Origin of the sequence: Variovorax sp. YR216 (assembly GCF_900107745.1) — a bacterium.
Classification (GTDB): Bacteria; Pseudomonadota; Gammaproteobacteria; order Burkholderiales; family Burkholderiaceae_C; genus Variovorax.
Genome location: NZ_FNRO01000012.1, coordinates 87238 through 103261, shown reverse-complemented (window position 1 = coordinate 103261; position 16024 = coordinate 87238). Strand labels below are relative to the sequence as shown.

Genomic DNA, 16024 nt, shown 5'->3' with positions numbered 1-16024 from the left:
GAAGTAGAGGACTCAGGCGCGCGCCGGCCCGCCTGCGAAGGCCCGGCGCATGCCCAGCGTCACTGCGATCGAGGCGAGCACGAACATCGCGCACAGGATGTAGATCGCGAGGTCGAGGCTGCCGGTCTGCGTCTTGATCGCACCCACCACCGCGGGGCTGATGCCCGCGATGCTGGCCAGCGCGTTGATGTAGGCGATGCCGCCGGCGGCCCGGTCTTTCGAGAGGTAGCGCGTGACCATGGCCCAGAAGACCGGCGTGGACGACACCAATCCCGAGCCGCCGACCGCGATCGCGACCAGGGTCCATGCCAGGCTGTGGTGCGTGGTCCAGCTCAATGCGAGGAAGCCCGCGGCAGCGACCAGCAAGGCCAGGCCGTAGTGCAACCGCTGTTCGTTGTGCCGGTCCGCGCGTCGCCCGTAGAGCACCATCGCGATGATGCCGAAGACATTCGGGATCACCGCGTAGAGGCCCACCATCTGCAGGTCGGCCACGCCCAGGTCCTTGATGATCGTGGGCGTCCAGAAGGCAAGGAAGTACCCGGCGCACCCCGCGACGAAGGCGCCCATTGCCAGCAGGTACACCTTCGGGTCGCGCAGCATGCCTCCGAAGGCATGCGCTTCGGGCTCGACGTTGCCTTCGCGGCTGAGCGCACGCTCCACCAGGTCGCGTTCACCCGCCGTGAGCCAGCGGGCTTCCCTCGGGCCGTTGGGCAGCAGGAACAGGACGATGACACCCAGCACCACGGTCGGCAGGCCTTCGATCAGGAACATCCACTGCCAGCCCTCCCATCCATGCAGGCCGTGCATGTTCTTGAGGATCCAGCCCGACACCGGGCTCGTGATGAAGGCGGCGGCGACCTGCGCGGTGATGAACAGCGCCAGCACGCGCGCGCGGCGTTCGGTGGGGTACCAGAAGGTCAGGTACAGCACGATGCCGGGGAAGAAGCCGGCTTCGAACACGCCCAACAGGAAGCGTGCGATGTAGAACTGGGTCGGCGTCTGCACGAACATCGTGGCGGCCGATACCAGCCCCCACAGCACCATGATGCGCATGATCGTCGCGCGCGCACCCAGGCGCTTGAGCAGCAGGTTGCTGGGCACTTCGAAGATGACATACCCGATGAGAACATCGTGGCACCCAAGCCGTAGACGGCGTCGCTGAAGCCCAGCGAGCTCTTCATCTGCAACTGCGCAAAGCCGATGTTGGCGCGGTCGACGAAGTTGAGCAGATAGCAGACGAAGAGAAAGGGGATCAGGCGGTGTGTGATCTTCTTGTAGACCGCTTCGGCGTCGCCGGTCGAGGCGCGGTCGATCGCAAGCGGAACCGGCGCAGTGGCGGATAGGGTGGGCAATTTTGTCTCCTGGGGTTAGGGGGTGATCCGGCGAGGCCATCGAGTGCTCTTCTCGGCTCGGGGCGCGGATCTTCCCGCCGGGCGCCTTGATCTCTCTGTCATCTTTTTGCAGTCGCTGACGCCATGGAGACATGGCATTGACCGTGTCCCGCACGCGCCAAGCCTGCAAAAAGCTGACAGACGAAGGAGGGGACCGGAAAACACAATCCCTGCCTTCGCAAGCAAGGAACCGCCCCATGTCAGAAGCGCCCTGGATCAAGTCTTACCCCGCGGGAGTCCGCTGGGACGCCGAGTTGCACTCCGCCGGCGTGCTGGGCATGCTGGACGAGGCCGTGCGCCGCTGGCCCGACCATGCGGCGTTGAGCTATTCCGGCCGCACGTTCAGCTACCGCGAGTTGTCGGGCCTGGTCGATCGCACGGCCGCCGGGCTGCAGCGCCTGGGCGTCGGGCCCGGCGTGCACGTGGGTCTGTACCTGCCGAACGTGCCGCAGTACGTCTTCGCCTTCATGGGCATCCTGCGCGCGGGCGGCACGGTGGTGAACTATTCGCCGCTGGATGCCGCAGAGGTGCTCGCGCACAAGATCGAGGACAGCCAGACCGACATCCTCATCACGCTGGACCTCGTGTCGCTGTATCCGAAGATGAGCGCGCTGATGGGCGGCACGCGGCTCCAGGCGCTGGTCGTGGGCGCCATGGGCGAGTACGGTGCCGCGCCCGACGAAAGCCAGGCGCAGCTGGCGGCGAGCGACCTGGTGAGCGCCGTCCAGTTCGACGCGCAGTGCCTGCGCTTCGCGGAACTGCTGGACAACGACGGCCGTCCCCAACACCACCCGCTCACGGACCCCGAACGCAGCATCGCCGTGCTGCAGTACACCGGCGGCACGACCGGCCTGCCGAAGGGGGCCATGCTCACGCACGCCAATCTGGCCGCGGCTGTCACGCAGGTGATCGTGACCAACGTCGACAACGCGAATTTGCTGCACCACGGCCGCGAGCGCTGCCTGGCCGTGCTGCCGATGTTCCACGTCTTCGCGATGGTGTGCGACCTGCTGTTTCCGCTCAGTATCGGGGCGGAAATCGTGCTCGAACCACGCTTCGACGCAGGCGCGGTGCTGCGCACCATCGGCGACCGGCGCATCAGCTGCTTCCCCGGCGTGCCCACCATGTTCACCGCGCTCGCCAGCCATCCGCAGGTGAGCGAGTACGACCTCCGTTCGCTCAAGGTCTGCGCCTCTGGCGGCGCGCCGCTGCCGGTGGAACTGATGCGCCGCTTCGTCGACTTGACCGGCTGCAGGCTCACCGAGGCCTGGGGCATGACCGAGACCTCGGCCTGCGGCACCTTCACTCCCACACTGGGGCAGCACAAGGCCGGCTCCTGCGGCATTCCGCAGCCGGGCGTGACGATCCGGTTCCTCGACGTGGAAGACCCCGCGCGCGTGCTCCCTTACGGGGAGCGCGGAGAGATCGCGATCGCCGGCCCCAACGTGATGCCCGGCTACTGGAGGAACGACGAAGCCACGCGCGAGAGCTTCACTTGCGATGGCTGCTTCCGCACCGGTGATGTCGGCTACATGGACGAGGACGGCTATCTCTACATCGTCGACCGCACCAAGGACATGCTGCTGTGCGGGGGCTTCAACGTCTATCCGCGCGTGATCGAGGAAGCGATCCACGAGCATCCGGCCGTCGAGGAGGTGCTCGTGATCGGTATCCCCGACGACTTCCGGGGCGAATCGCCCAAGGCCTACGTCAAGCTGCGCGCCGGACAGCCGCAGTTCACGCTCGACGAACTCAAGCTGTTCCTGAAGAACCGGCTGGGCAAGCACGAGATGGTTCACGCGCTGGAATTCCGGAGCGAACTACCCAAGACCGCCGTGGGGAAGCTGTCCAAGAAGATGCTCAAGGACGAGGTGGAGGTCCAGTCCTCCGCGCTCGCCCCCACACCCTGAACCGAATCGAGGAACCGCGATGAACCACCTGAGCGGCATGGACGCCTTGTTCCTGCATGTCGAGTCCGCCGAAATGCCGATGCACGTCGGTTGCCTCAACGTGCTGAGCCTGCCCGGGGGCCATGACGGCGATTTCTACGAAGACGTCAAGACCTTCGTCGCCCAGCGCATGCACCTGGCCACCGTCTTCACCCGCAAGCTCGCGCTGATGCCCTTCGACTTGTCCAACCCGGTCTGGGTCGAGGACGAGGACATCGACCTGGACCACCACATCCGCCACATCACCCTGCCACGCCCCGGCAGCAACCGGCAACTGCAGCAGGCCGTCGCGCGGCAGCATTCGATGCTGCTGGATCGAAGCCGGCCCCTGTGGGAGATGGTGATCATCGACGGTCTCAAGAGCGGCGAAGTGGCGCTCTACACCAAGCTCCACCACGCCGGCATCGATGGCCAGGCGGGCATCGAACTGGGCCGCGCCATGTTCGACACGAGCGCCACGCCCCGGAAGATCAAGCCACCGCGGCCGAAGCTTCGGCGCAACCAGTACCAGTTGGGCGTGGCGGAACTGGCCGGCGCGGCGCTTCGCAACACGGCGCACCAGTACATCAAGCTGTTCCGGATGCTGCCCGAGATGGCGAATGCGGCGCAGCGGCTGACGCCTCCGATCGGTGAGTGGACCAAGGGCATTGCCGGGTCTATCGGAACAGTGTCGGACATCGTCGCCCCGCGCACGCCGCTGAACGTGGCCATCACCAACCAGCGCAGTTTCGTGGGCCGCACCGTGCCGGTTGCGGAGGTGAAGCAGATCGCCCAGCAGTTCGGCGTTTCGTTCAACGACGTGGTGATGGCCACCACGGCGGGCGCGCTGCGGCGCTACCTGCTCGACGGCGGCGAGTTGCCCGACGAATCGATGCGCGCAGCCGCTCCCGTGAGTCTTCGTGAGGAAGGGGACGCGACGGCGAACAACCAGGTCAGCATGCTCGTGATGGATCTCGCCACCGACGAGCCCGATCCGATCCTTCGCCTCAAGCGAATTTGCGGCACGTCGAGCCAGCGCAAGACGACATTGAACCAGCTCAAGTCGGCGATCCCGATGGACTTTCCGATGTTCGCGGCGCCTTGGCTCGTCTCCGGCATGGCGTCGATGTTCGGTCGTTCGCGGCTGGCCGACTGGACGCCGCCGGCGGCCAATCTGGTGATCTCCAATGTGGCCGGGGTGCCGGTGCCGCTCTACTTCGCCGGCGCCAAGGTGGAGAGCTACTACCCGGTGTCGATCGCAACGCACGGCATGGCGCTCAACGTGACGGTCACCAGCTACAACGGCCGGCTCGACTACGGGCTGATCGCCTGCCGCAAGGCGTTGCCGGATCTCGACGAACTCGGGGAACACCTGCTCGTCGAGCACCGTGAACTCCTGGCACTGGCGAGACGACAGGCGGCGCACGCGTCCTGACCTCCTTGGCGGAACACCTGGCGTGCGTGCCTCGATCCGACCTGCAGAAGCGGACCGGAGTGCCAATATCGGACAGATTTCCGGGTGAATGTGGCGCAGCATCCCGGCAGGAGAAGCGATTGAATGACAAGCGACGCCTTCATCTTCACGATCCTGTTCCTGACCCTGGGTCCGATCAAGATGATCCCCACCTTCGCGAATCTCACCAAGGAGATGACGCTCGCGCAGAAGCGGGGGTTGGCGATTCGCGGGATGCTGATGGCCCTGGCGATCTGCCTCTACGTGTCACTCCTTGGCCGAGGCATCGTGCGGAGCTACCAGATTTCGCTCGATGCACTCGGCCTCGCCACCGGGTTCATCCTTCTCGTCTCGGCGCTGCGAGCCATCTTCCCGCCCACTCAGCCGCCGGACAGGAAACGGGACCAGCCTTCGCTCTGGCAGCTGGCCATCTCCCCTGTCGCATCCCCGATCGTGGTCACGCCTGTCGGCATCGCCGCCATTCTCATCTTCGTCATGCAGGCGCCCGGTGTTCCCGGCATGCAGTGGTCGATCGCGAAGGCACTGCTGATCCTGCTGGGCCTGGACTTCCTCGTGATGTTCTTCATCGACCGCATCACCCGGGTACCGGGCCTGATGATGGCCCTGCAGGTGCTGGGCACCGTTCTCGTCGTGGTGCAGGTGGCCTTGTCGTTCGAGACCTTCCTGGTTGCGCTCAAGAGCCTGGGCGTGATCCATCATTGAGCGCGCGCGGCCGTCGCTGCACCATCCCCGCTGTCATAGGAGCATGAGCATGAGAATTGCAATCGCCGGGTTGTACGAAGAGGTCAATACCTTCGCCGTCGAAACCATGGGGCTGGCCAGGATCACCGGCAGCTTTGCAACCGGCTTCCAGAAGTTCTCCGGTGACGCGCTGGTGGCCCGTACCAAGGGGACTCGAACCTACATGGGCGGTTATCTGGACGCCCTCGGAGAGCGGGCCGACATCGAGATCGTGCCGCTCACCGTGTGGATGTTCGGAGCCGGCCCCACCATCGAGCGGGCGGCTTACGAGGAGATGAAGAAGGAACTCCTCGATGGATTCGCCGCGGCGATGCCGATCGATGCCGTGGCGCTGCAACTCCATGGCGCAGCCATCGCCGAAGGCATCGACGATGTCGAATACGACCTCACCGCAGCCATCCGCAAGCTCGTAGGGCCCAAGGTCAAGATGGTCTGTTCCACCGATCTGCACGGCAACGTGACCGACGGCTTCCTGGAGCAGATGGACCTGATCACGACGGTGGTTCACTATCCGCATATCGACGAATACGATGCCGCCTATCGCGCGGGCAAGCTCCTTCCGGACATGGTCGACGGCAAGGTCCAGCCAGTAGGCCGCTTCGAACACCTGCCCTTCATCATGCAGATGTGCTCCACCATGGAGGGCACGCTCTTCGAGCCGATCCGAAAGAAGGTCGAGGAATTCTCCAAACGAGACGGAATCATCGAGTTCGCCTACTTCTACGGGTTCCCGCTGACCGACATCTCGTTCAATACCGCGACCGTCAACTGCTGGGCCACCAGCGAGGACCTCGCCGCGAGCACTGCCAGGGAATTCGCGTCATGGGTCTGGGAGAACCGCCGATCCTTCGTGGTTGCACCTGTCCCCGCCGCGGAGGCGGTTCAGGCCGCGTTGACCGCGCTGGCCGCGCAAGGAAGGGTGAAGCCGGACGAAGCCAGTACTCCTTCGGGCCTTGAAGAGGCACTCGCGCGCCTGGCCACCCCGCCGGCAGATCAGCTTCGCTTCTACGGATTCCTGCCTGATGCCAAGACTCCGGGCCCAGTGGTGATCGCAGAGAAATCCGACAACCCGGGGTGCGGCGCTCCAGGGGACTCCACCCATGTGCTTTGGGAACTGCTCCGCAACCGCGTGCAGCAGGCGGCTGTCTCCTCCATTCGCGATGTCGAGACCGTCCAGCAAGCCATGAAAGCTGGCGTTGGCGCCATCATCGATGTCGTGCTCGGCGGCAAGCTCAGCAAGCAGAGCGGCGAACCCGTACGCGGCAAGGCCTACGTGAAGACCATCAGCGACGGCCGCTACACGACGGTGTCTCCCATGGGGCTCGGCGGGAAGATCGACATGGGCCCAGCCGTGGGACTCATGATCGACGGCGTGGACGTCGCGGTGATCTCCGGCGGGATGCAGCCTTTCGACAACGGGCAGTTGAGGATGGTCGGCTTCGACCCGCGCGACTACAGGATCGTGGTCGTCAAATCCGCCAATCACTTCCGCGCCTGGTGGACGGATGTCGCCAGCCAGATCATCGACTGCGATCCGCCCGGCATCGCATCCAACGACCTCACCACCTTCGTCTATAGCCGGAAGACGCGGAAGCTGTTTCCTCTTGATGCGGACGCCGTCTATCCCGAATCGAGCGCCCGGGCCTGAGGTCGGGCCACGCGTCGTGGACCTGAATTGCTGCATGAACCCGCAGCGCTCTACTGACGCTCGACACAAGCGGCGGCTTCGATCCAGCGGTCAAAGCTGCGCGATCTTCTCGACCGCCGCCTTGTCGAGCAGCAGGACGCGGCCATAGTGATGTTCCACCAGACCGGCACGCTTCCATGCATTCAGGATGTTGTTGACGCGCTGGCGGGTCGAACCGGTCAGCCGCGCCAGCGTTTCGTGCGACAGCTCGAGCCCGATCGCTATTCCACGCTCGACCTCCAGGCCGTGGTCCCGCGCCAGCAACAGCAGGCGCATCGCCAAACGTTGTTTCGTGGTTCTCGATGAATAGGTCTCCAACGCCCCCAGCACCAGCGACAGGCGCTCGGCCTCCAGTTGGAGCAAAGCGCGGCTGAAGACCGGCCACTTCGCCATCAAGGCCTCGAAGTCGGCGGCGGGGACGTGCGCCAGCACCGCGTTGCCGCAAGCCTGGGCGCCGAAGAACCGCCGCTGGCCAGCCAACAGGGCCACCTCGCCGCACCAGGTGCCGCTGCCATAGAAGTCGAGCAGCGTCTCCCGCCCATCCAGCGTGACGCTGCTGACGCGCAGGATTCCTTCGAGCACGGCGTAGACGCCATCGGGCATCTCCTCGCGGCAGAAGGCCCACTCGCCCTCGCTCAGCATGCGTACACGCACACGGGAAACAACATCGGCCCGTACGGGTTCGGGTAGCCGGGCGAACCAGGGGTTCGATGTCAACGCGGCGCGGATTCCGTGCAACAGCACGGGCTCTGTTGTCATGGTTGCCCTCTTTGGCGGCATCCGTGCCGACCGTGTATCGACGTCATAAGTGCCCGTTCCAGACAGACAGGCGCTGAATCGCTTCAACAGAATAGATGCGTCCAGCACATTGGCAATCGTGCCCTGCAGTTCGGCGTACCGGCCAGAGAAGTTTAGGCCATGTGCGACGCGAACCTTGACCCTTGTCAACTAGGAGCCATTCCCATGAAGTTGATTGCCATGAGCCTGATGCTCGCAGCTGCGGCCGCCACGGCCCAACCCGCCGAGCCGATTCCCGTCACCGCCGCGCGCCAGGGCTTCACGCCGGCGCAGGCGGCCGATTTGCTGAAACGCTTCAACAACGAGGAGTCCTTGAAGGGCGGCGATGTGTCGCTGTTCGCCTTCTCCAACTTCAGCGAAGTGCAGCGCACCGCCGTCATCGCGCGCAACGGGCCGGTGGTGACGCTCGAACGCAAGCTCGACCCGAAGATCGGACAGGTGCGCTTCAAGGGCGATCTGGGCGACCTGACGCTGGTCGACTACCTGGCCAGCCCGAAGTCGCGCGCGCAGGGCTTCGTCGTCGTGCACAAAGGTCGCATCGTGTTCGAGGACTATCCCGGCATGAAACCCAACGACTACCACGTCTGGATGTCGACGACCAAGACGGTGTCCAGCCTGATGCTGCGGCTGCTGGTGGAGGAGGGCAAGGTCGACGTCAACCAGCCCGTGGTGACCTACCTGCCATGGCTGCGCGGCAGCGAGTGGCAGGACGTGAAGGTCATCGATGCACTCGACATGGCCACAGGCATGGCGACGATCGAGAACGACGCCACCCGCGCCGACCCCGATTCCACCTACACCCGCATGAACCTGGCCGGTTCGGGCGTGCCCCATAACGGCAAGGTCGAGTCGTTGAAGGAAGTGCTGGCCTCCGCCAAGCGCATTGGCCCGCCGGGCGTGACCTACGCATACGGCTCGCCGAACACGCTGTTGCTGCCGCTGATCGTCGAGGAGGTCACGGGCCGCCGCTGGGTCGACCTGTTCGAGGAACGCGTCTGGAGCAAGATGAACGCCGAAGGCGACATGCTGATGGGCGTCACGCCCGACGGCCTCGCGTTGTCGCACGGCCTGGCCATCACCCGGCTGCGCGACCTGGCGCGCTACGGCATGCTCTACACGCCGAGCTGGAACAAGGCGGCGCGCGAGCGCATCGTCTCCACCGCCTACCTGGCCGAGTTGCAGAAGGGCGGCAACCCCGACGCCTACCGCAGTGGCGACAACATCGAGCGCCAGATCAAGCGCTTCGGCGAGGCCCCGCTGTCCTTCCACTGGCAATGGGACGCGGTGTTCGCCGACGGCGATCTGTGGAAGTCGGGCTTCCAGGGCCAGGGGCTGTATGTCTCGCCGAAACGCGACCTGGTGGTGGTCTTCTTCTCCACCACCTACAACGACCTGCCGGGTTATGCGCGCGCAATCGCCAAGTCCCTGCCTGCGGTCCGCTGAGCCTGCCGCGACGATGGGGACCTTCGGACGCCTGTTCATGCCGAAACGCATGCCATGGTGGGCGCTCGCGCTGCTCGTTGCCGGTGTGTTGACCCCGCCGATGGGCTGGGCCCAGACATCGGCCGATGAGGCGGCGATGCTGCCTTTGGCCGAACGGCCCACGCTGCTCGGCGGCCCGAACAGCCCCGAGCAGTGGCTTCGCGACCGGGGAGTCGGCATCGATGCGTCATGGACCGGATTCGGCCAGGCACTGACATCGCCGAGCAGTGGCGACAACAGCATGCAGGGAGGTGGCAAGCTGAATGCCAAGTTCAACTTCGACTTCTCCAAGCTCGGCCTGTGGCAGGGCTTCTCCGCCAGCGCGCTCTACGAGCAGAAGTGGGGCCATGGCGCCAACGGCTTCAACGGCGTGCTGCTGCCGGTCAATACCCAGATGTACGAGCCGAAAGACAGGGACTCGGCCGTCTCGCTCACCTTCACGCAGCGTTTCAGCGACACCGTGTCGCTGACCGCAGGGAAGTTCAACATGGTCGACGCGGCTTCCGCCACGCCCATCGTCGGCGGCGGCGGCATCAACACGTTCTGGAACCTGAACTTCGCGGCGCCGCCGAGCGGGATCGTGCCCGCCTACATCACCGGCTTTTCATTGAGCGTCAAGACCGAGCCTGCGAACTACACCCTGATGGTCTACGACCCGAAGGACTCCCAGAACGACTCAGGGCTGAGCGGGTGGGGCAAGAATGGGATCAATACTCGCCTCGCGGTTCAGTTCCCGGTGAAGATCGGCGGCCTCGACGGCTACCAGACGATCGTCGGGGCGTTCAGCACCCAGGACACGGTCGACCTGGCCGACCTTCCGCAGATCGTGCTTCCCATACCTCGCGGCCCCAGCACCCGCGTCGACGTCAAGGGCAACTCCTGGTACCTGGGCTACAACTTCCAGCAGTATCTCTGGCAGAACCCCGCGACGCCGACCGAGGGTTGGGGCATCTTCGGCCAGGCTTTCATTGCCGATGGCAACCCGAATGTCTACCGCTGGTTCACCAACCTGGGTGTCGCCGGCTCCAGCCCGATTCCGGGCCGCAGCCGCGATCGCTTCGGTATCGGCTACTTCAGGACATCGTTCAGCCACGACTTGACGAACAGCCTGAAGATCATCACGGGCGCCACGATCGACGACGAGAGTGGCGTGGAGGTCTTCTACAACGCGGCACTGACGCCTTGGTTGCGCCTGGGCCTGGACCTCCAGTACATTCGCCCCGGGGTCCGCGGGCAGGGCAACGCAACCTTTGCAGGCATGAGCATGCAGGTCAAGTTCTGACGATGAAGCACGAAGTCGAAGACCGATTTGCGGCGGGCAAGACCTTGCGCGAAAAGTGCGCGCGAGAGGCGCACGCCGGCTGGAAGGCGCCCGCGGATCGTCGCGACCCGGTCGATCTTCTGGTCGAATCGAGCGCCGGCCGCCTCCCTCAACTGATCCCGATCCGCTACGGGCGAATGACGCTGTCGCCCTTTACCTTCTACCGAGGCGCCGCGGCGATCATGGCGGCAGACCTGGCGCGCACGCCCTCGTCCGGCATCCGGGTCCAGGCCTGCGGCGACTGCCATCTGATGAACTTCGGCGGCTTCGCCACGCCCGAGCGCCATATCGTCTTCGACATCAACGATTTCGACGAGACGTTGCCCGCACCATGGGAATGGGACGTGAAACGGCTGGCAACGAGCTTCGTGGTTGCGGGGTATGACAACGGTTTCTCGAAATCCGAGGCCCGGGAAGTGGCGACGTTGGTGGTCAGACACTACCGAGAGCACCTGCGTCGCTATGCGCACATGGGCGTGCTGGAGCGTTGGTATGAGCGGATCGACACCGATGATCTGATCGAGACCCTCAAGACGAAGAGGTGGAAGGACTGGATGCAGGCGCAGGTGGACAAGGCCGCATCCAGGAACGTGCTCGAGGACGATTTCCCAAAGCTCGCGAGCGTCGTGAACGGCAAGGTCCGTATCAAGGACAACCCGCCGCTGATCTTTCATGCGACGGAGAATGTCCATGAATACCTTCACTTCGTGGACGCTGCATATCGTCGCTATCGAGAGACCTTGAGCGAGGAGCGCAAGGCTCTGCTCGATCAGTTCGAGTTCCAGGACATCGCCGCAAAAGTTGTCGGCATCGGCAGCGTGGGCACTGCATGCGGGGTATTCCTGCTGATGGCCGGCAAGGACGATCCGCTGTTCCTGCAGGTGAAGGAGGCGAGGCCGAGCGTGCTGGAGGCCTATGCGGGCAAGAGCCGGTTTCCCAATCACGGCCAACGTGTCGTTGCCGGCCAGCGCCTGATGCAGGCGGCCAGCGACATGTTCCTCGGCTGGACCGAAGATCGGGGACGGAACTTCTATATCCGGCAACTGCGCGACATCAAGATAAAGCCCTTGGTCGAAGTGGCGGACGTGGCCCGCTTGCAGCAGTATGCGCAATGGTGTGGTTGGGCGCTGGCACGCGCCCACGCCAAGGCGGGCGATGCGGCCTTGATCAGCGGCTACCTCGGCACCGGCGGCCGCTTCGACGACGCGGTGGCCAAGTTCGCTTTGGACTATGCCGAACAGAACGCCCTCGACCATCAGGCCCTGCGCCGCGCAATCGCCTCCGGCAGGATCGAGGCTATGCACGAGTGACCGACTACTCGACGAATGTCCTCATGTTCCGTCCTGCGCGCCGCGCGGCGGTCGTCCGAGCTGCTGCTCGACATGCAGCACTTCGCGCAATACCTCCAGCAGCGCGTCGGGCGTGACGCTGATCGAATCGATTCCCAGCTCGACCAGCCAACGGGCCAGCTCGGGATAGTCCGCGGGCGCCTGCCCACAGATGCCGACGTGCCGCCCGTTGCGCCGGCCCCCGACGATGGCTTGTTCGATCATGGCTTTCACACCTTCGTCGCGCTCGTCGAAGTCGAAGGCCACCAGCTCCGAATCGCGATCGACGCCCAGCACGAGTTGCGTCAGGTCGTTGGAGCCGATCGAGAAGCCGTCGAACAGCCGGGAGAACGCGTCGATTTGAAGCACGTTGTTCGGGATCTCGCACATCACCAGGATCTGCAGGCCACCGACGCCCCGCGCGAGCCCTTGCGCCGCCATCGCCTCGAGCACGCGCTCGGCTTCCTGCACGCGCCGGCAGAAGGGAATCATCAGCTGCACGTTGACGAGCCCCATCTCCTCGCGCACGCGGCGCATCGCCGCGCACTCCAGCGCGAAGCCCTCGGCGTAGGCTGGATGCGCGTAGCGCGATGCGCCGCGAAAGCCGATCATCGGGTTTTCCTCGTGGGGCTCGAACCAGCGGCCGCCGAGAAGGCTGGCGTATTCGTTGGTCTTGAAGTCGGACATGCGCACGATCACCGGCCGTGGGTAGAAGGCCGCCGCGATGGTGCCGACCCCTTCGGCAAGCTGGCGCACAAAATAGTCCGCCGGCCGCGCGAAACCCCGCGCCAGATGGAGGACGCGCTCGCGCATTGCCGCATCGTCGATCTTCTCGGGGTGCAGCAGCGCCATGGGGTGGGCCTGGATGTGTTCCGCGACGATGAACTCCATGCGCGCCAGCCCCACGCCGTCGGCGGGTAGCAGGCCGGTCTGAAACGCGAGGTCGGGATTGCCGACATTCACCATCACGCGAGTCTGCGGCCGGGGGAGCTGTGCAACGTCGGTGGTGGTGGTGGACCACTGCAGGGCGCCGGCATAGACGTGCCCCACCGCGCCCTCGGCGCAGGAGACCGTGACCTCTGCGCCGGTGCGCAGGCGGGCGGTGGCGTTTTCGCAGCCGACTACGGCCGGGATTCCCAGTTCGCGAGCGACGATGGCGGCATGGCAGGTGCGCCCGCCGCGATTGGTGACCACAGCGGCGGCAGACTTCATCACGGTGCCCCAGTCGGGCATGGTGCTGTCGGCCACCAGCACCTCGCCCGGGCGGAAGCTGGCGAGCTGCGAGACATCGTCGATCACGCGCACCTTGCCAGAGGCGATCCTGTTGCCCACGGCCCGGCCGCTCGCCAGCACCTCGCCGTGGGCCTGCAGGTGATGCTGCTCGACCAGGCCCGGCGGCCGTTGCGAGGCGACGGTCTCAGGCCGGGCCTGCACGATGTAGAGCTGGCCGTCCACGCCGTCCCGGGCCCACTCGATGTCCATCGGCATGGGCCTGCCGGCTTTGCGGCTGTAGTGCGCCTCGATCCTGATCGCGACGTCGGCCAGTTCCAGCACCTGCTCGTCGCCGACGCAGAAGCGCTCGCGGTCCTGCGGGGAGGTTGGCACGTTGCGCACGGTCTCGCGGCCGGCGGTTCCAGTGGCGTAGACCATGCGCAATTCCTTCGATCCCGCTCTGCGGCGCAGCACCGCGCGATGGCCCTGGTTGAAGGTGGGCTTGAAGACATGGAACTCGTCCGGGTCGACCGTGCCCTGCACGACGTTTTCGCCCAATCCCCAGGCACCGGTGATGAAGACAACGTCACGAAAGCCGGTTTCCGTGTCGAGCGTGAACGCCACGCCGGCGGCTGCGCGATCGGAGCGCACCATCTTCATCACGCCCACGGACTGGAACACCTTGAGATGATCGAGGCCGTGCTCGACCCGATAGCTCATGGCGCGATCCTTGAACAGACTGGCAAAGCAGCGTCGCACGGCGTCGAGCAGCCTGGCCTCTCCCGAGATGTTCAGGAAGCTCTCGTGCTGGCCCGCGAAGCTGGCGGTGGGCAGGTCCTCCGCCGTGGCGGAACTGCGGACGGCGAAACTCGCGTCCACCCCGTATTGCTCCAGCAACCGCCCGTGCGCGGAGGCGATCTGGTCCGCCAACTCGGCGGGCAGCGTGGCGCCGTAGACGATGTCCCGCGCCTTGGCAGCGCGACGCGCCAGTTCGTCGACGTCGCGGGTGTCCAGCCCCTGGAGCAGCTCGCGCAGACGCGCCCAGGCCCCGGCCTCATCGAGCGTTCGGCGGTAAGCGTGGGCGGTGATCGCGAATCCGTTCGGCACCCGCACGCCTTGGCGCGAGAGCTCGCGGTACATCTCGCCGAGCGAGGCATTCTTGCCGCCAACCTGGGCGATGTCGGCCGTGCCGATATCGTCAAACCATCGGATGAAGTCCATGGAGTTGTCTCCTTGTAGCTTTCGATTGATTCAACTTCAGCGTGCAGCGGGTTGGTGGACTGCATGCCCGATCCGGTTGGCTGGCCGCAGCGCGCCCAGGATGGCCACCGGCGACGGTCCGCCTATTTCAGGCCTTGCCTGCCCCGCGCCCCTTGCGCCAGCGCAAGCTTGTCAAGGATCGCATTCGAGATCCCCCAGTGGGGCCACGGCTCGGCCCATGCGACGGGCGAAGCGGCGTCAGTCCTCGCGCCCTTGCGTCAGCTGCCGGACGATGACATCGCGGCCGAACCGCTCCGTCGGTGCTTCGGGATCGATCCAGTCCGGCAGGTCCAGGAGCAGGTACGCGGCCAGGCCCTCGAGCCGCGGCTCGTAGGTTCGTCGCAATTGCCAGATGGCGTTCGACGCAATCGCATCGTCGTGCCAGCCCGGAAGGATGCGCCGGATCGTGGGCGTGAGCAGTTGCAGGGAAGCGAGGTCGAGCCGGCGTGCCGACACCTCCCGCAGCGGCGCCACGCGCAGCGACTCGCTGGCCTCATCCAGAACGCGCCTCAAGGCCGTGAATGTGGCGGTGGCCTGCTGGCGGCGCGCATCGTCGGCCCCGGCGATCAGCAGCGTGCAGACATCCATCACCACGGCCAGCGATCCCAGCCAGGAATGGCCCTCATGCTGCGACCGGTAGAACGCCAGCATCGGGTAGACGGCATTGCTCTCGATCAGGTCGCTGGCCCAGATCTCCCAGTCCCGCAGCCAGCGTTCCAGTTCTTCGGGACCGCCATGGACGTGCCAGACGAGCAGGGCGGCGGCGGTCGGCGGCGAGCCGGCCCGCGCGGAGAACTCGATGAGCTGGAGGTCGCGGCGCGTGAAGTGCTGATACAGCACCGGCAGGTAGCCGATGGTCAGCGCGATGAAGGCGAAGCCGGTGCCGGCTTCGAGAATCACCAGCAATCGTGCCGCCCAGTGGCCTGGCACGTTGTCACCGTAGCCGAGTGTGAAGAAGGCGTCGCCGCTGATGATGATGTCGCCGATCAGCGCATCGATCCCCGTGGCGCGGCCGGGCACCAGCCCGTGCAAGGCCCATTGCATGAACCCGAATCCGATGACCAGGGATGCGGCCCAGAGGCCGAACAGCAGGACCATCGAGAGTGGCCCATAGACCCCGAGGAAATCCTCGCGCCGACGGCCGGCAGGCCAGAGGCGGGCACACCGCGCCCAGAGATCCCAGGTGCATTTGAAGAAGTAGCGATTCAGGCGCACTTGCCGACGCACGGGGCGGGGCAGAAGCACGACCTCGAAGGCGTCGAGCAGGGTCGCCAGCACCATGATGGCGCCTAGCAGGAAAGCGGACAGGGACATTGGCGGATCATCATGCCCGATCGGGCAGCGGATTTGATGGGCACACGAGGATCGGCCGCGGACCCGGACGGCATTTGGCTTGTTGCTC

At 65.4% G+C, this 16024-nt stretch carries 11 protein-coding genes; 7 read left to right on the top strand and 4 right to left on the bottom strand.

Going from position 1 to position 16024, the window contains the following annotated elements; all coding sequences use genetic code 11:
• Nucleotides 1-12: 12 nt before the first annotated feature.
• Nucleotides 13-1101, bottom strand: a complete 1089-nt coding sequence (locus BLW05_RS24705) for an MFS transporter (RefSeq protein WP_256330478.1) — start codon at nucleotides 1099-1101, stop codon at nucleotides 13-15.
• A 487-nt stretch (nucleotides 1102-1588) separates the two neighbouring features.
• Here BLW05_RS24705 and BLW05_RS24700 point away from each other — a divergent pair, with 487 nt between their 5' ends.
• The 4 genes from BLW05_RS24700 (at nucleotide 1589) to BLW05_RS24685 (ending at nucleotide 7182) form a co-directional block, all read left to right on the top strand.
• Nucleotides 1589-3301 carry a long-chain-fatty-acid--CoA ligase gene (locus BLW05_RS24700; RefSeq protein WP_093166209.1) on the top strand — a complete coding sequence of 571 codons (1713 nt, stop codon included), beginning with the start codon at nucleotides 1589-1591 and terminating at the stop codon, nucleotides 3299-3301.
• A gap of 19 nt (nucleotides 3302-3320) precedes the next feature.
• Nucleotides 3321-4754, top strand: a complete 1434-nt coding sequence (locus tag BLW05_RS24695) for a WS/DGAT/MGAT family O-acyltransferase (RefSeq protein ID WP_093166208.1) — start codon at nucleotides 3321-3323, stop codon at nucleotides 4752-4754.
• A gap of 123 nt (nucleotides 4755-4877) precedes the next feature.
• Nucleotides 4878-5495, top strand: a complete 618-nt coding sequence (locus tag BLW05_RS24690) for a MarC family protein (protein ID WP_093166207.1) — start codon at nucleotides 4878-4880, stop codon at nucleotides 5493-5495.
• 49 nt (nucleotides 5496-5544) lie between these two features.
• Complete coding sequence (locus tag BLW05_RS24685) at nucleotides 5545-7182, top strand: M81 family metallopeptidase (protein WP_177142800.1); 1638 nt, start codon at nucleotides 5545-5547, stop codon at nucleotides 7180-7182.
• A gap of 90 nt (nucleotides 7183-7272) precedes the next feature.
• Here BLW05_RS24685 and BLW05_RS24680 read toward each other — a convergent pair whose 3' ends face one another.
• Nucleotides 7273-8169: a Crp/Fnr family transcriptional regulator gene (locus tag BLW05_RS24680; protein WP_143044911.1), complete on the bottom strand. Its 897-nt coding sequence runs from the start codon at nucleotides 8167-8169 to the stop codon at nucleotides 7273-7275.
• A gap of 15 nt (nucleotides 8170-8184) precedes the next feature.
• Here BLW05_RS24680 and BLW05_RS24675 point away from each other — a divergent pair, with 15 nt between their 5' ends.
• The 3 genes from BLW05_RS24675 to BLW05_RS24665 are packed head-to-tail and all read left to right on the top strand — an operon-like array spanning nucleotide 8185 to nucleotide 12132.
• On the top strand, nucleotides 8185-9462 hold the full coding sequence (locus BLW05_RS24675; RefSeq protein WP_177142799.1) for a serine hydrolase domain-containing protein: 1278 nt from the start codon (nucleotides 8185-8187) through the stop codon (nucleotides 9460-9462).
• Nucleotides 9463-9499: 37 nt separating this feature from the next.
• Entirely contained in the window at nucleotides 9500-10783 is a 1284-nt protein-coding gene (locus BLW05_RS24670; RefSeq protein WP_177142798.1) for a carbohydrate porin, read from the top strand.
• Between the two features lie 2 nt (nucleotides 10784-10785).
• Entirely contained in the window at nucleotides 10786-12132 is a 1347-nt protein-coding gene (locus BLW05_RS24665) for a DUF2252 domain-containing protein (protein WP_093166202.1), read from the top strand.
• A 21-nt stretch (nucleotides 12133-12153) separates the two neighbouring features.
• Here BLW05_RS24665 and ppsA read toward each other — a convergent pair whose 3' ends face one another.
• Nucleotides 12154-14583, bottom strand: a complete 2430-nt coding sequence (gene ppsA, locus BLW05_RS24660) for a phosphoenolpyruvate synthase (protein WP_093166201.1) — start codon at nucleotides 14581-14583, stop codon at nucleotides 12154-12156.
• Nucleotides 14584-14820: 237 nt separating this feature from the next.
• Nucleotides 14821-15936: a potassium channel family protein gene (locus BLW05_RS24655; RefSeq protein ID WP_093166200.1), complete on the bottom strand. Its 1116-nt coding sequence runs from the start codon at nucleotides 15934-15936 to the stop codon at nucleotides 14821-14823.
• Nucleotides 15937-16024: the final 88 nt, after the last annotated feature.

What these genes read in the sequence shown, in the direction of transcription:
- BLW05_RS24700 (WP_093166209.1), top strand. Translation starts at nt 1,589, where the DNA reads ATGTCAGAAGCGCCCTGGATCAAGTCTTACCCCGCGGGAGTCCGCTGG.
- BLW05_RS24695 (WP_093166208.1), top strand. Translation starts at nt 3,321, where the DNA reads ATGAACCACCTGAGCGGCATGGACGCCTTGTTCCTGCATGTCGAGTCC.
- BLW05_RS24690 (WP_093166207.1), top strand. Translation starts at nt 4,878, where the DNA reads ATGACAAGCGACGCCTTCATCTTCACGATCCTGTTCCTGACCCTGGGT.
- BLW05_RS24685 (WP_177142800.1), top strand. Translation starts at nt 5,545, where the DNA reads ATGAGAATTGCAATCGCCGGGTTGTACGAAGAGGTCAATACCTTCGCC.
- BLW05_RS24675 (WP_177142799.1), top strand. Translation starts at nt 8,185, where the DNA reads ATGAAGTTGATTGCCATGAGCCTGATGCTCGCAGCTGCGGCCGCCACG.
- BLW05_RS24670 (WP_177142798.1), top strand. Translation starts at nt 9,500, where the DNA reads ATGCCGAAACGCATGCCATGGTGGGCGCTCGCGCTGCTCGTTGCCGGT.
- BLW05_RS24665 (WP_093166202.1), top strand. Translation starts at nt 10,786, where the DNA reads ATGAAGCACGAAGTCGAAGACCGATTTGCGGCGGGCAAGACCTTGCGC.
- ppsA (WP_093166201.1), bottom strand. Translation starts at nt 14,583, where the DNA reads ATGGACTTCATCCGATGGTTTGACGATATCGGCACGGCCGACATCGCC.
- BLW05_RS24655 (WP_093166200.1), bottom strand. Translation starts at nt 15,936, where the DNA reads ATGTCCCTGTCCGCTTTCCTGCTAGGCGCCATCATGGTGCTGGCGACC.